Annotated in this window: 19 protein-coding genes and 1 riboswitch; of the genes, 10 read left to right on the forward strand and 9 right to left on the reverse strand. The window is 35.9% G+C overall.

The window, feature by feature from the left end; genetic code table 11:
• Positions 1 to 45 precede the first annotated feature (45 nt).
• From AVJ19_RS14625 to AVJ19_RS14635, 3 genes are all read left to right on the forward strand, one after another.
• Positions 46 to 2922: a UvrD-helicase domain-containing protein gene (locus AVJ19_RS14625; RefSeq protein ID WP_111860400.1), complete on the forward strand. Its 2877-nt coding sequence runs from the start codon at positions 46 to 48 to the stop codon at positions 2920 to 2922.
• A gap of 17 nt (positions 2923 to 2939) precedes the next feature.
• Complete coding sequence (cysG, locus tag AVJ19_RS14630; protein WP_111860401.1) at positions 2940 to 4313, forward strand: siroheme synthase CysG; 1374 nt, start codon at positions 2940 to 2942, stop codon at positions 4311 to 4313.
• 87 nt (positions 4314 to 4400) lie between these two features.
• Complete coding sequence (locus AVJ19_RS14635) at positions 4401 to 4883, forward strand: tRNA (cytidine(34)-2'-O)-methyltransferase (protein ID WP_111860402.1); 483 nt, start codon at positions 4401 to 4403, stop codon at positions 4881 to 4883.
• A 138-nt stretch (positions 4884 to 5021) separates the two neighbouring features.
• Here AVJ19_RS14635 and AVJ19_RS14640 read toward each other — a convergent pair whose 3' ends face one another.
• A complete protein-coding gene (locus AVJ19_RS14640) occupies positions 5022 to 5513 on the reverse strand; it encodes a DUF2938 domain-containing protein (RefSeq protein ID WP_111860403.1) in 492 nt (163 codons plus the stop codon).
• Between the two features lie 60 nt (positions 5514 to 5573).
• Between AVJ19_RS14640 and AVJ19_RS14645 the strand changes: the two genes are divergently transcribed.
• Entirely contained in the window at positions 5574 to 5978 is a 405-nt protein-coding gene (locus tag AVJ19_RS14645; protein WP_111860404.1) for a MerR family transcriptional regulator, read from the forward strand.
• 9 nt (positions 5979 to 5987) lie between these two features.
• Here AVJ19_RS14645 and AVJ19_RS14650 read toward each other — a convergent pair whose 3' ends face one another.
• From AVJ19_RS14650 to AVJ19_RS14665, 4 genes are all read right to left on the reverse strand, one after another.
• Positions 5988 to 6578 carry a DedA family protein gene (locus tag AVJ19_RS14650; protein WP_111860405.1) on the reverse strand — a complete coding sequence of 197 codons (591 nt, stop codon included), beginning with the start codon at positions 6576 to 6578 and terminating at the stop codon, positions 5988 to 5990.
• 125 nt (positions 6579 to 6703) lie between these two features.
• Complete coding sequence (locus AVJ19_RS14655; protein ID WP_111860406.1) at positions 6704 to 6985, reverse strand: FUSC family protein; 282 nt, start codon at positions 6983 to 6985, stop codon at positions 6704 to 6706.
• 304 nt (positions 6986 to 7289) lie between these two features.
• Positions 7290 to 7940 carry a thiopurine S-methyltransferase gene (gene tmpT, locus AVJ19_RS14660; RefSeq protein WP_111860407.1) on the reverse strand — a complete coding sequence of 217 codons (651 nt, stop codon included), beginning with the start codon at positions 7938 to 7940 and terminating at the stop codon, positions 7290 to 7292.
• Positions 7941 to 8165: 225 nt separating this feature from the next.
• Complete coding sequence (locus AVJ19_RS14665) at positions 8166 to 9098, reverse strand: rhodanese-related sulfurtransferase (protein WP_111860408.1); 933 nt, start codon at positions 9096 to 9098, stop codon at positions 8166 to 8168.
• 116 nt (positions 9099 to 9214) lie between these two features.
• Here AVJ19_RS14665 and AVJ19_RS14670 point away from each other — a divergent pair, with 116 nt between their 5' ends.
• Positions 9215 to 9718 carry a DUF1289 domain-containing protein gene (locus tag AVJ19_RS14670; protein WP_111860409.1) on the forward strand — a complete coding sequence of 168 codons (504 nt, stop codon included), beginning with the start codon at positions 9215 to 9217 and terminating at the stop codon, positions 9716 to 9718.
• 46 nt (positions 9719 to 9764) lie between these two features.
• Positions 9765 to 10373: a LysE family translocator gene (locus AVJ19_RS14675; RefSeq protein WP_111860410.1), complete on the forward strand. Its 609-nt coding sequence runs from the start codon at positions 9765 to 9767 to the stop codon at positions 10371 to 10373.
• On the opposite strand, the gene AVJ19_RS14680 is transcribed toward AVJ19_RS14675, so the two are convergent.
• Complete coding sequence (locus AVJ19_RS14680) at positions 10355 to 10915, reverse strand: TetR/AcrR family transcriptional regulator (protein WP_111860411.1); 561 nt, start codon at positions 10913 to 10915, stop codon at positions 10355 to 10357. The genes AVJ19_RS14675 and AVJ19_RS14680 overlap by 19 nt on opposite strands.
• A 106-nt stretch (positions 10916 to 11021) precedes the next feature.
• Here AVJ19_RS14680 and AVJ19_RS14685 point away from each other — a divergent pair, with 106 nt between their 5' ends.
• On the forward strand, positions 11022 to 11573 hold the full coding sequence (locus tag AVJ19_RS14685) for an HPP family protein (RefSeq protein ID WP_111860412.1): 552 nt from the start codon (positions 11022 to 11024) through the stop codon (positions 11571 to 11573).
• Positions 11574 to 11630: 57 nt separating this feature from the next.
• Here AVJ19_RS14685 and ribB read toward each other — a convergent pair whose 3' ends face one another.
• Positions 11631 to 12290, reverse strand: a complete 660-nt coding sequence (gene ribB / locus AVJ19_RS14690; RefSeq protein WP_111860413.1) for a 3,4-dihydroxy-2-butanone-4-phosphate synthase — start codon at positions 12288 to 12290, stop codon at positions 11631 to 11633.
• Between the two features lie 100 nt (positions 12291 to 12390).
• Positions 12391 to 12551, reverse strand: a riboswitch (FMN riboswitch).
• Between the two features lie 332 nt (positions 12552 to 12883).
• Between ribB and AVJ19_RS14695 the strand changes: the two genes are divergently transcribed.
• Together AVJ19_RS14695 and AVJ19_RS14700 are read left to right on the forward strand one after the other, a co-directional pair.
• On the forward strand, positions 12884 to 13618 hold the full coding sequence (locus tag AVJ19_RS14695) for a carbonic anhydrase (RefSeq protein ID WP_416240585.1): 735 nt from the start codon (positions 12884 to 12886) through the stop codon (positions 13616 to 13618).
• A 116-nt stretch (positions 13619 to 13734) separates the two neighbouring features.
• Positions 13735 to 14052 carry a hypothetical protein gene (locus AVJ19_RS14700; protein ID WP_111860415.1) on the forward strand — a complete coding sequence of 106 codons (318 nt, stop codon included), beginning with the start codon at positions 13735 to 13737 and terminating at the stop codon, positions 14050 to 14052.
• Between the two features lie 50 nt (positions 14053 to 14102).
• Here AVJ19_RS14700 and AVJ19_RS14705 read toward each other — a convergent pair whose 3' ends face one another.
• Positions 14103 to 14717, reverse strand: coding sequence for a hypothetical protein (locus AVJ19_RS14705; RefSeq protein ID WP_111860416.1), 615 nt, complete (start codon positions 14715 to 14717; stop codon positions 14103 to 14105).
• A 231-nt stretch (positions 14718 to 14948) separates the two neighbouring features.
• Positions 14949 to 16148 (reverse strand): GGDEF domain-containing protein, encoded by a 1200-nt coding sequence (locus AVJ19_RS14710; protein WP_111860417.1) that lies wholly within the window; start codon positions 16146 to 16148, stop codon positions 14949 to 14951.
• 215 nt (positions 16149 to 16363) lie between these two features.
• Here AVJ19_RS14710 and AVJ19_RS14715 point away from each other — a divergent pair, with 215 nt between their 5' ends.
• On the forward strand, positions 16364 to 16675 hold the full coding sequence (locus AVJ19_RS14715; protein WP_111860418.1) for an endonuclease domain-containing protein: 312 nt from the start codon (positions 16364 to 16366) through the stop codon (positions 16673 to 16675).
• The last annotated feature ends 11 nt before the right edge of the window (positions 16676 to 16686 follow it).

Raw genomic sequence — 16686 nt, forward strand, 5'->3', positions numbered from 1 at the left:
GATAAAATAATCAGCACACTTTAACTTTCCAATGGTGAAAATGACATGGATGTACTCATTTATAATGAGCTTGAAACGGAAAAAATATCAGGCTTTGGAAAGCTCGTTGATTATTTAAAACAGAATGATTTTAAATCGGCAGAAGTGAAAAAAATTCAGCCGAATTTATATCGTGCCAAATTAAATCGTAGTGATCGTATTTTATTTTCAATTTATCAATATCAAGATAAAAACTATATTTTAATTTTAGAATATTTAAAAAAACATGATTATCAAGGTTCACGCTTTTTAAATGCAGATATTGAAATCAACGAAGATTTAATTCCTGTGATTGAATCCGTAGATGAGATTCAAACTGAAGAGAAAATGGTTTATATCAATAGCAATAATCCACAATTTGTCTATTTAAATAAATTCATTTCATTTGATGATGTGCAGCAGTATATTTATCAACAATATCCACCTTTGGTGATTATTGGCTCGGCAGGTAGTGGTAAGACTGCGATTTTATTGGAAAAAATCAAGCAGCTTGAAGGGCAGATTCTGTATGTGACTTTATCTTCATTCTTGGTGAAAAACTCACGAGAATTATATTATTCAGAGCATTATTATAATGAAAATCAGTTGGTTGATTTTTATTCCTACCAAGATTTTATCGAAAGTATTGCTGTACCATCGCAGAATATTGCCGATATTGATTATTTTATGTCATGGTATAAGACAAACTATAAACATAAATTTAGTGCACACAGTATTTATGAAGAATTTAAAGGTGTACTGACAGGCGCAATGACCGATCAAGCTTATTTATCTGAACAAGATTATTTGGCTTTGGGCGTGAAGCAGTCGATTTTCCATGTTGATGAACGTGCAGACGTTTATGCGATTTTTAAACATTATTTACATGATTTAGAAAAACACAATTTAGCCGATTTAAATATCCTCAGTTATGCTTATTTAAGCAAAGTTAAACCAAGTTATGATTTTGTGGTCATTGATGAAGTTCAGGATATTACTGCAATTCAGTTGTATTTAATTTTAAATAGTCTGAGTCAAAAAGGGCTATTTTTAATGTGTGGTGATGCCAATCAGATCGTGCATCCCAACTTTTTCTCATGGGCGAAAGTCAAAAGTCTGTTTCATCGTCATGAAGAGCTACATCATGGCGCAGAAATCACCCATATATTGCAACACAATTACCGTAATGCACAGCGGATTACTGAAATTTCCAATCGGGTCTTGTTATTGAAAAACGCCCGTTTTGGTTCGATTGATAAAGAAAGTCATTATTTGGTACAGAGTAATGCAGAGATTCAGGGAGGGGTTTATTTCCTGAAAAATCGTCCTGAAATTTTGCATGAACTCGATAAAAAAACTTCAGTATCTACACAGTTTGCTGTCGTGGTGATGCATGAAGAGCAGAAGAAAATGGCGCAGCGTGTATTTAAAACACCCTTGGTTTTCGCCATCCAAGAAGCCAAAGGCTTGGAATACCAAAATATTATTTTATATAACTTTGTCAGCCAATCTGCGCAACATTTCAGTGAAATTTGCAGTGATATTTCGGTGCAAGATTTACAGCATGATTTTAGTTATGCACGTAATAAAGATAAAGCGGATAAATCACTTGAAATTTATAAGTTTTATATCAATGCCTTATATGTGGGTTTAACACGGGCAATGTCCAATATTTATTGGGTTGAGCAACAAGATCAGCATAAAATTTTCCAACTGCTTGGTATGGATCAAGCTGCGGAAACTTTGGATTTAGCAGATCAACAATCAAGTTTAAAAGAATGGCAAAAAGAAGCACAAAAGCTTGAATTACAAGGTAAAAAAGAGCAAGCAGAACGTATCCGCCGTGAGATTTTAAAAGAGGAAACGCCGAATTGGGTGGTGTTAAAAGGCAGTGAGTTAAAGCATTTAGAACATAAAGCCTTGATTGAAAAAGACAAAAAAGCACAATTGGTGTTGTTTGAATATGCTGTGGTCTATCAACATCAAGCGTATCTTGTACAGTTAGCAAAAATTGGTTTTAAACCTGCAATCAGTGTGTTTAATGGGCGTTGGCAAGTGCGAGCGCAAAAAGCTGAGCAAGGCTTATTGTCTAAATATTATATGAATTATCAAGTGAAGCATCCGACTGCTTTGCTGAAGAAAATTGAAAAATTCGGTATTAACCATCGTAATGAATTTAACCAAACCCCATTGATGGCAGCCGTGTGGGCAGGCAATCATGATTTTTATCAACAACTTTTGCAAGATGGTGCAGATGTTGATCTGCTCGATGGACAAGGCTTCAATGTCCTGCAAATCGCTTTACAACGGGTCATTACACAGCCGAAATATGCGTCTGATTTGCTTGGATTCGCTGCACATTTACCACAAGACAGTATTGTCTTACAGATTCATCAGCGTTTATTTAAGCTTGAATCGCATCAAGCTGAATACATGATTTTTCAATTGATGTATGTCATGAGTTTAATCGACGGTTATCAACGTTACGCACGTCGGGAAAGAGCATTTGACAGTGCCTTAATCTTGGAATATCTCAGTCTATTGCCTAAATCTTTCTATGAATTAAAACGTCAAAAACGTACTTATATCAGTGCTTTATTGTCGAAAAATGAAGTGGATGGTGGTGATAAGTACAATAAATATCTGTTTAAACGAGTGGCACATGGACAGTATTTACTCAATCCTGAGTTGGTCATCAAAGTGAATGGTGAATGGCATCCAATTTATCAGAGTATGAATATGCAACGTGTTGATTTTTATATGGATGAATATGATGAAAATGAACCAACAGACGACTTGTATTGGCAAGCTACGAGAAAGAGAGTCAATCAATTAAATCGAAATCGTTCATCAGCGTTTTTTGATTTAATTGGTCGGGCGTATAATGATAATATTGAGCCTTAAGGCTATAGGGGCAGTACGTGGACATTTTTCCCATCTCATTAAAATTACAACAACAGCCTTGCTTATTGGTCGGTGGTGGTCATATTGCCTATCGTAAAGCGGTGCTTTTGGCAAAAGCAGGCGCGGTGATTCATGTTGTTGCACCTGAAATTGAACAAGCTTTATTGGATGTGGTACATGCAACACAAGGGCAATATCAGCTTGAAAAATTTAATACTGAAATTAGCCTAAGCAGTTATCGTTTGGTGATTGCAGCGACCAATGATAAAGCCGTCAATCAGGCGGTATTTGAAGCTTGTGAAAACTTGAATGTTTTAGTGAATAGTGTGGATGATCCACCACATTGTCGCTTTATGGTGCCTGCAATTATCGACCGTTCGCCTTTGGTGGTTTCAGTTGCGACCAATGGTGCTTCACCTGTATTGGCACGTCAGATTCGTACCCAACTCGAAGCCTCTATCCCGCATGGTATGGGAAAACTCGCTGATTTTTCAGGAAAATGGCGCAAAGCTGTCAAAGAGAAAATCAGCAATCCTGATGAACGTCGTATCTTTTGGGAGGACTTGTACGCAAGTCCACTGAAAGAGCAGGTGTTTAATGACCATCTTGATGAAGCAGATCGTTTGATTGAACAGGCTTTAACAGCGTGGAAAAAGCCAAAAGGTGAGGTATATTTGGTCGGAGCGGGTCCGGGTGATCCTGAGCTATTAACCTTAAAAGCTTTGCGTTTAATGCAACAAGCCGATGTGATTATTTATGATCGTTTGGTATCGCCTGCGATTATGGAACTGTGTCGCCGTGATGCAGAAAAAGTCTATGTGGGCAAAGCGCGATCTAATCATTCAGTACCACAAGACGGCATTAATGCATTATTGGTACAATATGCTGCGCAAGGCAAACGTGTTTGTCGCTTAAAAGGCGGTGATCCCTTTATCTTTGGGCGTGGTGGTGAGGAAATTCAGGAATTATTTGATGCAGGCATTGCCTTTCAAGTGGTTCCGGGGATTACCGCAGCATCAGGTTGTTCTGCTTATGCGGGCATTCCACTGACTCATCGTGATTATGCACAAAGTGTTCGTTTTCTCACAGGGCATTTAAAAGAAGGCTCGCCTGAGTTGCCATGGCAAGAATTGGTTTATGAAAATCAAACTCTTGTGCTGTATATGGGCTTAGTTGGCTTAGAGAAAATTTGCGAGAAACTGATCGCACATGGGCAACGTCCAAATATGCCTGTTGCATTGATTTCCAAAGGGACAACACCTGAGCAAAAAGTGGTGGTTGGTACTTTGGCAGATATTGCATCGAAAGTGGAAGAACATCAAATTCAAGCACCAACTTTAACCATTATTGGTGAAGTGGTGAGTTTACGTGAACAGTTAAGATGGCGATAAAATCTCCCCCAACCCCTCTTTAAAAAGAGGGAGTTTCTCTCTTTGAAAGGGGAAGCTTGGAGGGATTAAGAGCAGTAGAGAAAATTTGTGATACATGTTGTTTTATACGAACCTGAAATTCCTGCAAATACAGGGAATATTATCCGTTTATGTGCCAATACAGGTGCGCAATTACATCTGGTCAAGCCTTTAGGTTTTGAGTTGGATGATAAAAAGTTGCGCCGTGCAGGATTGGATTATCATGAATGGGCGCACATGAAAGTGTGGGAAAATTTTGCTGAATGTCTTGCGCATTTAAAAGCACAGGGTATTGATCAAGATGCAATTTATCCGTTAACCACCAAAGGTTTTGAAACACCGCATACCTCAAATTTAAATCGTCCTGTGGCTTTATTGATGGGACCTGAAACTCGTGGTTTACCTGAAGATGTACGCATGATGTTCCCGCAAGAACATTGGATTCGTTTACCGATGGCACCAAATTCACGTAGTTTGAACTTATCCAATGCGACTGCTGTGATTTTGTATGAAGCATGGCGTCAGCAGGGTTTTCAGGAATTAGTTGATTAAATTAAATAACAAAATACTCATGAAAACATAGAGTTATTTGGTTAAGTATTTTTGATTTATCCTCCTGATGAAATATACGATTTAGTTTTTAAGATAAGCTAAGTCGTATATTGTGGAAAATAAAATTTAAAATATGCTTTAATTATTTAGTAATTGTGCACTCAAGAATAGTCCTATACCAAAAAGCAAATGAACAGTACAGCTTTTTAAACGTGCTTGCCAAGGGTGTGTTGTTTTAGCAGCAAAAAATCCTATGCCAAAGCAAGGTTGCATGATTAAAAATGGAAAGAGTGTAGTGCTCATTCCAAAAAGTATTGCATGACATAGATCTGGTTGTTGTAACCATGACATTCCCATGATCAAAATGAATAGAACAGCAAAGAATATTCCAATGAGATAATGTGTCATCCAACCGATGAATATTTCCAAATTTTGTAATGGTGCGAGTTGAATATTTTGGTGTCTGAGTTGTCTGGTCTTTATAAAAATTAATAGCCAACGTCCAACGATGGCATAATTTAATGATGGAATTTTAAAGTATTTATTTAGTAAAAATGAATAAATATCAATAATTAATGTTGCAATAACACCAATAAAAATGACATCAAAACTTACAATGAAAATGTTCATATTTGCACACTGATTTTATATGTTAAAATTAGTGTACAAATTCAAGTCAACTTTAAGTCAATGCAAGAAATTACCATTTCAGAACTCGCAGCTTTATTTAAAACTCAAAGTTCAACCATTCGTTATTATGAAGAAATCGGTTTAATTCACTCGATTGGGCGCAAGGGTTTACAAAGAGTGTTTTCTAAAAATGTGATTACAACCATGCAGTTGATTATTTTAGGAAAAAAAGCCAATTTTAGTTTAGATGAATTAAAACAGATGCTTGCTGTAAAAGAAGCACCTATTGCAAAAGATGTATTGTTAAAAAAAGCAGGTGATATTGATCAATATATTCAACAATTGGATGTTTTACGCAACGGCTTGCGTCATGTTGCACAGTGTAATTTTGAGAATCCCTTAGAATGCCCTAAATTTCAAAAAATCATGAAAATTTATGGAACAAATGATCAAGATTTTAAATGAGATTTGATGCTAAAGTTTATTTTGAGTATGGCGTTGCTGTTTACGATAAAGTATCCAAATCACAATAATGATCACAATCGCAAGAATAAAATAGCTCACTTGGCTAAATATTTGCTGCATCAAAGCTTGATTTTCACCAAAGTAAAAACCAACACTGGCTAAAAAAGTTGTCCAAATAATGGTTCCAAGTCCGCTGTACAGCATAAATTTCCAAAAGGGCATACCACTCATACCCGCAGGAATACTAATCAGAGAACGTACAGCAGGAATCATACGACCAAAAAATACGATACGATGCCCATATTTTTCAAACCAATCTAAAGATTTTTCAACGTCAGTAGATTTGATAAACAGATATTTACCGTAATGATCAACCCATTTAAATAACGTTTTTTTTGAAATTTTACGACCAAGCCAATAGAGTAGTGCCGCAGCGATCAAAGAACCTAGACTGCCTGCAATAATAACGCCTGTGAGGACCAGTTTTCCTTGTGATGCTGCGAGTCCAGCAGAGGGCATGATGATTTCAGAGGGAATAGGTGGAAAGACATTGTCTAAAAACATCAGCAGGGCAATACCGAAATAGCCCAATTGCTCCATGATGGAAATAATCCATTCAGTCATTTTTTATGGCATCACTGAGGAAGTGGATAGTTATAGTATTGTGTGTGGTCTACTTCGTAAAGTCATGCTGCGTATATCTTTGTAAGGCATTGTATATCAAATTATTCTTGATAATGAATAAGCGTGTGAATATAGATTTTACGTAAACAGTAAGTCAATGCGACAGGTAAACTCAGCAAGAGAAAAACATTCATCAAGGTGGTATTTAAATGATAGCCAATAAATAGAGACAATATTGTCCCAATGAGCATGCCTAAACAGATGATAAATAAATGTGATTCTTGCTCGAGTTTAGTTTTGATATTTTCAAGCTGAGGAGTTGTTGTAATCTCTGCATAATGATAGTTCATTGTTTCAGATGGAAGATAAGATGTTCTTTGCATAATATTAATTTCCTTATAATAATTTTTTAAAGCAATAATAAAAGCTTTAAAATTCAACGATTGAATTACTCTGATATTAGCAAGTAAATCTGTAAGCTTCTTTTTGAAAATGCCTATTTTATGTATCAATACTTTATGTTTTTTATAAATGGTGTAATTTAAATGTAAAAAACCACCTGAAATAGATGGTATTTTACAAATGAGATATAAAGCATATATTTTAATTGCTTTAGTTTTTTAAATATTAAGATAAAAAAGCATGATTTAAATTTATTGATATATTTCAAATCATTATAACTAAAAATTAAGCGTGTATTAACCAGACTTTTTCCCATATTTCACTGTTATTGTGAATACGTTGATTGAGTGAATCATGATAAAGTTGTTGTGCTTTTAATAGTTTTTTATGTGGAAGTATGCTGTATAAATCTTTAATTTCCTCATCTGAGATAGAAAATGGTGGTCCTTCTAGGTCTTGTTGAGGATATTGAAAATGAATCAATAATTGAGCTGCTTGATGGGTGATTGAAAGTAGATGTTGTACATACATTTTGCGCATGTTCGGTGGTAAAGCAACTAAGGCTGCTCGATCATAAACTGCATCAACTTGAGGAAGTAAAGCATCCGTTAAATCAAAAATATTTCCAACATAAATATCTAAGTTTTCGGCATGATAATGCTTAAATTGTTTAGTATGTATCACTTGATGAGGAAGGTTTAATTCAGCAAATAATTGTTGAATGGCGATTTCACTCAGTTCGACACCTGAAACTCGAAAACCTTGCTGTATAAGCCAATGAATATCTAATGTTTTACCGCATAGGGGGACAAAAATATGTGCATTTTTGTTGAGTGCTAAAGCAGAGAGGTATTGTTCAAGAAATGGATTCACTAGAGTTTGATGAAAACCGATTTGATTATTTTCCCAGCGTTCATGCCAAAATTGTTCTTGCATGATGTCCTCACTTTTTGATCTGTTGACTACGAATCACAGGAGTATAAAAGTTAAAGTTAACTTTAAGTCAAGCGGTTTTATATGAAAGGCACTGATGTGAAAACATACTTTCAGCTTTATGCTGAAAAACTTGGCAAATAAATAAAATATTAAAAGAAAAATACAGAAAAATAATTCTTTAAATTGCCATAAAATAATATGGCAATTTAAATTTATAAAAAAAGCTTACAGACGTTTGCGTTTTGCCGCGACGATTTGTGATTGACGCATACGGAAACCTTCTTTTTGCTTTTCAGAGGTTTTATCGATACAGTAAACACACGATACGCCATGTTCATAGCTTGGTTGTGCAACTTCTTCAGGTGTTAAAGGCCATCCACATGCATGGCATTTAATGTTGACACCTTCTTCAACACCGTGAGTTACCGCAGTACGACCATCAAAAACGAAACATTCACCTTCCCACATGCTTTCATCCGCAGGTGTTTCTTCTAGGTATTTTAAAATACCGCCTTTTAGGTGATAAACCTCATCAAAACCTTCTTGTAGAAGTAAAGATGTTGATTTTTCACAACGGATACCCCCCGTGCAGAACATCGCAATTTTTTTGTCTTTGTGCTGTTCAAGCTCTTTTTTCACGTAGTCAGGAAATTCACGGAAGCTTTCAGTTTTCGGGTCAATTGCGCCCTTAAATGTACCTGCTTTATATTCATAATCATTACGTGTGTCGATCAGGATGACGTCATCACGTGCGATTAGTTCATTCCACTCTTTTGGATCTAGATAATGTCCAACCAAATCACGTGGTTTAACTTCAACACCCAAAGTCACGATTTCTTTTTTGAGTTTGATTTTCATTTTACGGAATGGTTTATCATCACTGTGTGACTCTTTATATTCCATGTTGTTAAAATCATTATCTAAAAGAAATTGATGAATAACATCAATTGCTTGACGATCTCCTGCAACAGTACCGTTGATTCCTTCACCTGCAACAATTAGAGTACCGCATAAGTTGATGGTTTTTACCAAGTCTAAAAGACGTTGTTGAAGATCAGCAGGATCTTGAACTTCTTTGAATTGATAAAGTGCTGCAACAACCCAACCAGTGGTCGCTTGCTGTTCTACAGGTGCAAGCTGTTCTACAGTAGCGTTCATGGAATACTCCAAATGTATTAAGATATGAAAAAATTTAGGTGCGTATTCTAGCCTGAATTTTAAAAATTTGCGAGAAAGCCATAGCAAAAATATGGTTTTTAAATGAGGAAAATGTTTTGAGTAATAAAAGTCGAATTCCAACTTTAACCCCATGTGCAGGACGCTGTTCAACGGTTTTTGGTGATTCGGTTTGTCGGGGATGTCGCCGTTTTAATCATGAAGTGATTCAATGGAATACTTATACAGCAGAACAACGCTTGGCAGTTTGGAAACGTTTGGATGCACAACTTGATCAAATTTTAGTACCAATGTTACCTTTTGCGCAGTTACAACATGTGGAAGGTTTTATTTTAGGTAAACGTGTGCGTGTACTTGAGAATGCTTCAAAAGGACGAAAACTTTACTATGCATTAAAAATCTGTGAAAAAAATCGTTCACTTGCAGATGAAAGTGGTTTGGGTATCAGTTCAAAACAAGTTAAGCCTTTGTGGGATGAGTTTGAGCGCCGTGTTTTGGCTCTGGCAACAGCAAGTTATGATCTGGCATGGTTACGTGCAGATGGTATTCGTCATAATTTATTAAAAATAATGGAAGAAGATGCAGAACTACACTCTTTATAATAAAATGAATAATCAAATCAATTCTCTGTTTTTATTTGGATAAGTTTTGGATTTTTCAGCCTATATTCTTTATTGTGTTGCTGTTGTTATCATGATTGCAACGCCTGGACCTGTGATGCTTTTGGTGGCAAGCGCAGGTCTACAAGGTGGCTATAAAAAAGCATTGCATACAATTTTTGGTACAAATCTCGCATCTTTAGTGTTGATCGCAACCTCAGTTTTGATCCTAAAGGGCTTTTTAAATATTGCCAGTCATTGGTTTGATCTGGTCAAAATTTTAGGCTGTATCTATATTGCTTATTTAGGTGTGCAAATCGTGCGAGAAGCCTTGAGTCAAACGCAGCAAGCAGATGAAATTTCAAGCCAAGTACAAGGTGGTTTTAAACAAGGTTTTCTTGTTGGTATTTCAAATCCTAAAGATATTATTTTCTTTGCTTCATTTTTTCCGCAGTTTACGCATGTGATGCACAATTTAGATCAAAGTTTAATTTTGCTGACTTTGAGTTGGATTATTTTAGATTTTGCTACTTTATCAGTGGTTTACTTGGGTTTTAATGCACTGTCTAAGTCTAAGATTTATCATAAAATATTGTTGGGCTGTGGTGTGATTTTGATTGTAGTTGCGTTGTATGGTATTTATTCTGTGTGGTTTTGAAGTATATTTACCAGCAATAACAATGATTTTTGTGCATCTTGTGCTACATTTTCATTGTAATTTTCAACTAAAAAACGACTAATCAAACCCTCAAGTAAATTAAAAAATAGTTCAGTAATTTGTTCAGCATGTTGTAAATTTGCAATATGTTGCCTGATGAAATCTCGAATCCAAACTTTATGTTGTATTGAAATTTCAATCAGTTCAACATCCTGCTGCGATGATTCGGCAACGGCTCGTACAAATAAACAGCCTTTAAAATGATCTGTTTGAAACCAATCTTTATGCCATGTAAAAATTTGCTCAATGGCGATTAAAGGATCTGTGGTTGTGACAAAAGCCTTTAAACTTTCTCGAAAATTTTGATCTCGTTGTTTAAGTACTTTGTAGACAAGTTGTTGTTTATTTTTAAAATAAGTATACATCGTGGTTTTTGAACAGCCTGATTCATCACGAATCAAATCAACGCCTACGGCATTAAAACTTTGTGCATTAAATAATTGTTCTGCAGTGGTTAAAATCTTATCTGCTGATTTAGACATTTTGTGCTCCTACATTTCATTTTCAAATAATTCTTGAAAATAGTACAGATCTGTACTATTTTGATTTTATCGAGTTTATGCAATAAATGCAATGCGAGGGGAATTTATGATGATCTTTGCAGGTCGGGAAAAATTAGCTCCAAGACCAAAATTCATCGATATATTTCGAGGATGGCTTAGTGGCAGCCTGAGTATTTTGATTTTACTTATGCTGGGAAAATGGTCAGGGCATATCTGGATCATGGCTCCCTTTGGTGCAAGCTGTGTATTGCTTTATAGCGTGGCACAATCACCTTTAGCACAACCGAGAAATATTATTTTTGGACATTTTATTTCTGCTTTGGTTGGGTTAATTTGCTTAAAATTTTTTGCAATTAATATTTGGAGTATTGCACTCTCTGTGGGAATTGCTATTGCTTTAATGCAGGCTTGTCGTTGTGTGCATCCACCTGCGGGTGCAAATCCATTGGTGATTTTATTAACAGCCAATACAGTATATTACGATTGGAGTTTTTTAATTTTTCCAGTTTTATTGGGTGCAATTGCTTTGGTTGTGGTGGCTTTTGTGGTCAATAATATCAAAGCGACACAAAAATGGCCGATTTATGGTTTGGCTTTATGCAAAACCAAATCTGTAAAATTAAAATCAATAAATTGATAAAAAATCCCAATATCACACGATATTGGGATTTATTTTATTTAGAAAATGACAGTATTAAATGCCATGCGCTAAACGATACTGTACGATTTCTTCAATGGTGATCAGCGTCAAATGGTGGGTTTGCGCATAAGATAAGACTTGAATGCCTGATGCCATCGTACCGTCAGGGTTGGTCACTTCACACAAAACACCCGCAGGTTTTAAGCCTGCCATACGTGCTAAGTCAATCGAACCTTCAGTATGCCCACGACGAGTAAGAACACCACCATCACGACCACGTAAAGGGAATACATGTCCGGGGCGATTAAGATCGCTTGCAACAGCACCATTTTTAATGGCAGCTTGAATAGTTGTAACTCGATCTTTGGCTGAAACACCTGTAGTTACACCTTCTGCTGCTTCAATTGTCACAGTAAAAGCGGTTTTGAAATGGCTTGAATTGTCCTCAACCATTGGTGGTAATTCAAGATGGTCTGCTAACTCGGCAGTGAGTGTAAGACAAACAATACCCGAACCATCACGGATCATACGTGCCATGGTTTCGACATTCAACGTTTCGGCAGCAACAATCAAATCAGCTTCATTCTCACGATCAAAATCGTCCATGACCAAGACAGGTTTGCCTTGACGCATATCTTCTAAAGCTTGTTCGATACGTTGCTCAGCAGGAGAAAGTGCTGAAAAGAAAATTTCGGGTTGGATTAAACTAGACATTGAAACGCTCTCGTAAAAATAAAAAATACGGTTGAACATTTCAGGACATGTGAAATAGTGGCGTTACAAAACCGACCCAAAAGGATCAGTTCAAAAGTGACGTCGTCTTCTTTCATCCGGACTATACCGTCGGCTTTGGCTTTGACCAAATCTGCCTATCATTTAATGAGAAATGATAAGCTCGTGGGCTGAATAAATATGTGAGAAAGAACATATTTAAATTACCACCGGTGGGGAATTACACCCCGCCCTGAAGCGATGTGCATTGATTATAGTGCATTTTGATGAAGAAAAGCGGCTTTTCTATAGAATGATGCGTACTATATTTAGTATAAAATCAGCTTAAATTTTTTAAAAAATTATGTGAATGTAGATGAAGACTTATGGATATAAAGTGATTAAAAATGATATTTTTTATCATTGATACAATTAAGTCTTTATTATTTAATATTTTTTGTATCTATTTTTAGAAATTTAAATCATTAGTATTACGGATTTTAAAAGCTAAATATTGGATTTTATTCAAAATAAATATGTGCCTTAGCAATGGACTAAGGTCGATATTCTTTATAAATTTAAAAAAAGAGGTTTCTGTGAAAAAAGTATTATTAGGTCTTGTTGTGTCATTGGGGACAAGTACGACATTATATGCAGATCAAGCAACAGACTGGGGCTATGAGGCAAATAATGCACCTGAAAAATGGGCAAGTTTAAGTGAAAAATATCACGCTTGTTCGGGTCTAAATCAGTCACCGATTGATATTAAAAATACCACAAGTGCCAAACTTGAACCTTTAAAATTCAACTATGCAGCTACTGCAAAATCAATCGTGAATAATGGTCATACAGTTCAGGTAGACTTTAATGCAGGCAATACCTTAACCTTGGATGGTCAAGAATTTGTCTTAAAACAATTCCATTTACATAGCCCGAGTGAAAATAAGATCAATGGCGTGAGCTATCCAATGGAGATGCATTTGGTGCATGCCAATGCACAGGGTGAGCTGGCTGTGGTTGCAGTGATGTATCAAAAAGGTCAGTTAAATCAAAGCTTGGCACAAATATGGAGCAATTTGCCAAAGCAAGCAGGGCAAAGCTTTATGTTTACAGGTAATTTGGACGCAGCAAGTTTCTTACCGAAAAAATTGGATTATTACCGCTTTAATGGCTCTTTAACCACACCACCATGTACCGAAGGTGTACGTTGGATTGTGTTGAAAGATATTCAGTCTGCATCCGAAGCGCAGTTTGATGAATTTAATAAATTATTGGCACATCCAAACAATCGTCCTGTACAACCTGTGAATGCACGTATTGTTTTAGAATAATGTAATCAGTAATATTCTCACTCATCTTTTAAGATTTGCAGTAGACATATCGTTGAGTGAGAATAAATAAATTTAGAATAAAAATCAGACGTTGTTGTGATCATTCGGAACAAACGATGAAATATATTTTTACATTGATCTGCTTTGCTTTTATTTTGAATCATTCTGTTTATGCTGCTGAGTTCTGTATTGCACCTATAGATTCGAACTATCATCAATATGGACAGTATGGTGAGTATGAGGTGCAAGTAGATCAAAAAAATTATTCAGTGAGTCATACTCAAGCTGTAAAAGTGACAAATGTTCAGATCAATAAAAATATGCAAATTCGCATCAAGAAACAAGGTCAAGTGATGGAGTCTTTTATGCTTAAATCAGCACGAAAGAGCGTTTGTGTTTGGCTAAAAGTACAATGTATCCTACATGGCTTGTAGTTGAAATGAGAAAAAATTGTCGTTGTTAATATGCTGATAATAAGGTGGTATTAACATAGAAAAATACGATTTATTTTTTCATTTTCAAGATAAAATAATGATGTTGCACAAGTTTCCTCTGTCGTATTGGTGGTGATGCCATCATATTTTAAAATGAGTCGTGCTTTTTCAGGCGCATGTTCATAATCTAGAAGATCATCATTTTCAAGCTTAAGAGCATCTACGAATTTTTCACCTGCTTTGGCGACCTCAAACTGACCAAAAAAGTTGAGATCGTAGCTTTCGTCATCATTCTCATAAAAATAAACTTGATCTGTATTTGCTATACGAAATTCAAAAAGGTATTTCATTCCTGTTTTATTTGGATTTTTAAGTACACGAAAAGCATCAAGTTGCTTATCACCATTAAAATCAATCAATAAGGGCTGCTTCAGATAGCGTGTATCAACCTGATAACCTTGTGGTAGAGGAGTGGGATTATTAACAAGATCATTTGATTTTGGCGCTGAGGGCGAAACAATTGGTTTAGGTTGCGTGGGCGTAGTACTTGTAACTTGATTTACAGGATGCTCTTTTTGAGATGAGGTTGATGCTTTGTCATTACAAGCACTGCATAACATCACGATACTGAATGACGGAATGAGGGTGTAGTTGAGTCCTTTCATCTTTTGAATTTTTACTTATTTTGAGGTAAATAAATTATAACGAGTAAATTGAATAATAACATCGAATAAAAATAAGGCTTGTAGCAGAACTTTTGAATAATTTAAATTTAAAGTACAGATTTTAAAGTGAAATTTAATCTGTAGTTGTTTATTTGCTGCATAGTCAATTGTATCTTTGTTGACTGTTTCAAATTTGCTTTATGTCGTGCGTTCGATGATGATTGTTGGACGTTAATTTGAAGAATTTTTTACAGATTGGTAGACCACAGCTTGATTACGTCCACGTTTTTTGGCGATATACATTGCAGCATCTGCATATTCAATTAAATTTTCCCAATGATTTTGCGGTGTTGGAATATCTGAATAAATACCGACACTAATGGTCACATGTAATTTCTCACCATTTTTCAGTTGAAAAGGATGTGCTTGCACAATTTGGCATAAGCGATTTGCCAACATTTCAGCACCTTGTAAGGTGGTGTGCGGTAAAATGATGACAAATTCCTCACCACCATAACGTGCTGCCAAGTCTGTTGCACGACATTGTTGTTTTAAAATTTGTGCGACTTGTTGAATCACTTGGTCACCTGCCAAATGTCCGTAGTTATCATTAAATTTTTTAAAATGATCAATATCAATAACTAATAATGATAACAATGATTTTTGCTGACTTGCTTCCCGTATAGAGGAGACTAAATTTTCCACCAATGCAGCACGATTGGGAAGTTGGGTCAAATAGTCCAATTTTGCTTTATCTTGTTCCAAAACAGATTGTCGATCACGCAACATGATCAAAAAGCCGAAGCTCGACACAATGAGTTTGATGAATAAAACCACACAAACCAACCACATGCTCAAAATGTCAAATGTCGTGGCTTCTTCGATCAGATGGGGGGATGGTCGGACTTTGGTAAAAAGCAGTGGAAAAATGGCGATCAATTGCAAGAATGCGGCAGTCGTGACAACAACCCAACCTGTGCCCGGTGTACGTGCACGCATCGCGAATAAAACATTGATGGTAAACAATGTTTGGATGATGACTATGGCACTTTGTAAGATGCTGAATGTGGCGATATTGTCAGGGATATAGACCACAGCCAATAGCAGTGATACCAAGATCGGGAACACTAAAATAAATAGATCTCTTTGTTTGTTTTCACTTTGCCGATATTGGTATAGAGCAATGGTAAACATGGAGATTGCCGCATTGATCAAAATTTTTGAGCTGATTTGAAGCTCGACCCACCCTAAAACATTTTGCAGGGAAAAACTGATGTAGGCGCAGCCATAAAGTAAGGCACTGCCAATCGCCCAAGAAATCCCTTGGTGCCAATACTGACGACCTAAAGCCCACAATACCCATGACGCTGTAAACGCAGAGATTGCGGTCATACCTATTGCGGTTAAATAATCGGGGGCGGGAGACATCATGAAGTGATTTCAATACTGCGATGAGTGATGAAATTTTAATAACTTTTCAGTTTAAAAACAAAGCTATTTATTGAATATTAGTTAAAATTAATCACTTAATTTACAAGATATTTTAAATATGTCACATTAATTTAAGCGAATGTTTAAAAGTTTAATAGACGTTTTGAAAATGTACTTTCTTGGTCTTTTCAGTTCTAGGTATAAAAAGAGAGAAAATGAAAATAGACCCGCAACTCTTAGTCTTTGCCAAAGCGATGCGTCACACTGCCACCGATGCTGAAAGTTTGATGTGGCAATTTTTACGTAATAAGTGTTTTATGAATCTGAAATTCCGTCGTCAGCATGTGATTGCGCCGTATATTGTGGATTTTTACTGTCATGAACTTGGTTTGGTCATTGAGTTGGATGGCAGTCAACATGGAACAGATGATGCAGTTGAATATGATGCTGAAAGAACTCAGTTTTTAGAATGCTTTATAAGTAATTTTAATATTATTGATTTATATGAATATTACTATATGCTGTAGGGTATTTTTAT

It is taken from the genome of Acinetobacter sp. CFCC 10889 (assembly GCF_003268395.1).
Taxonomy (GTDB): domain Bacteria; phylum Pseudomonadota; class Gammaproteobacteria; order Pseudomonadales; family Moraxellaceae; genus Acinetobacter.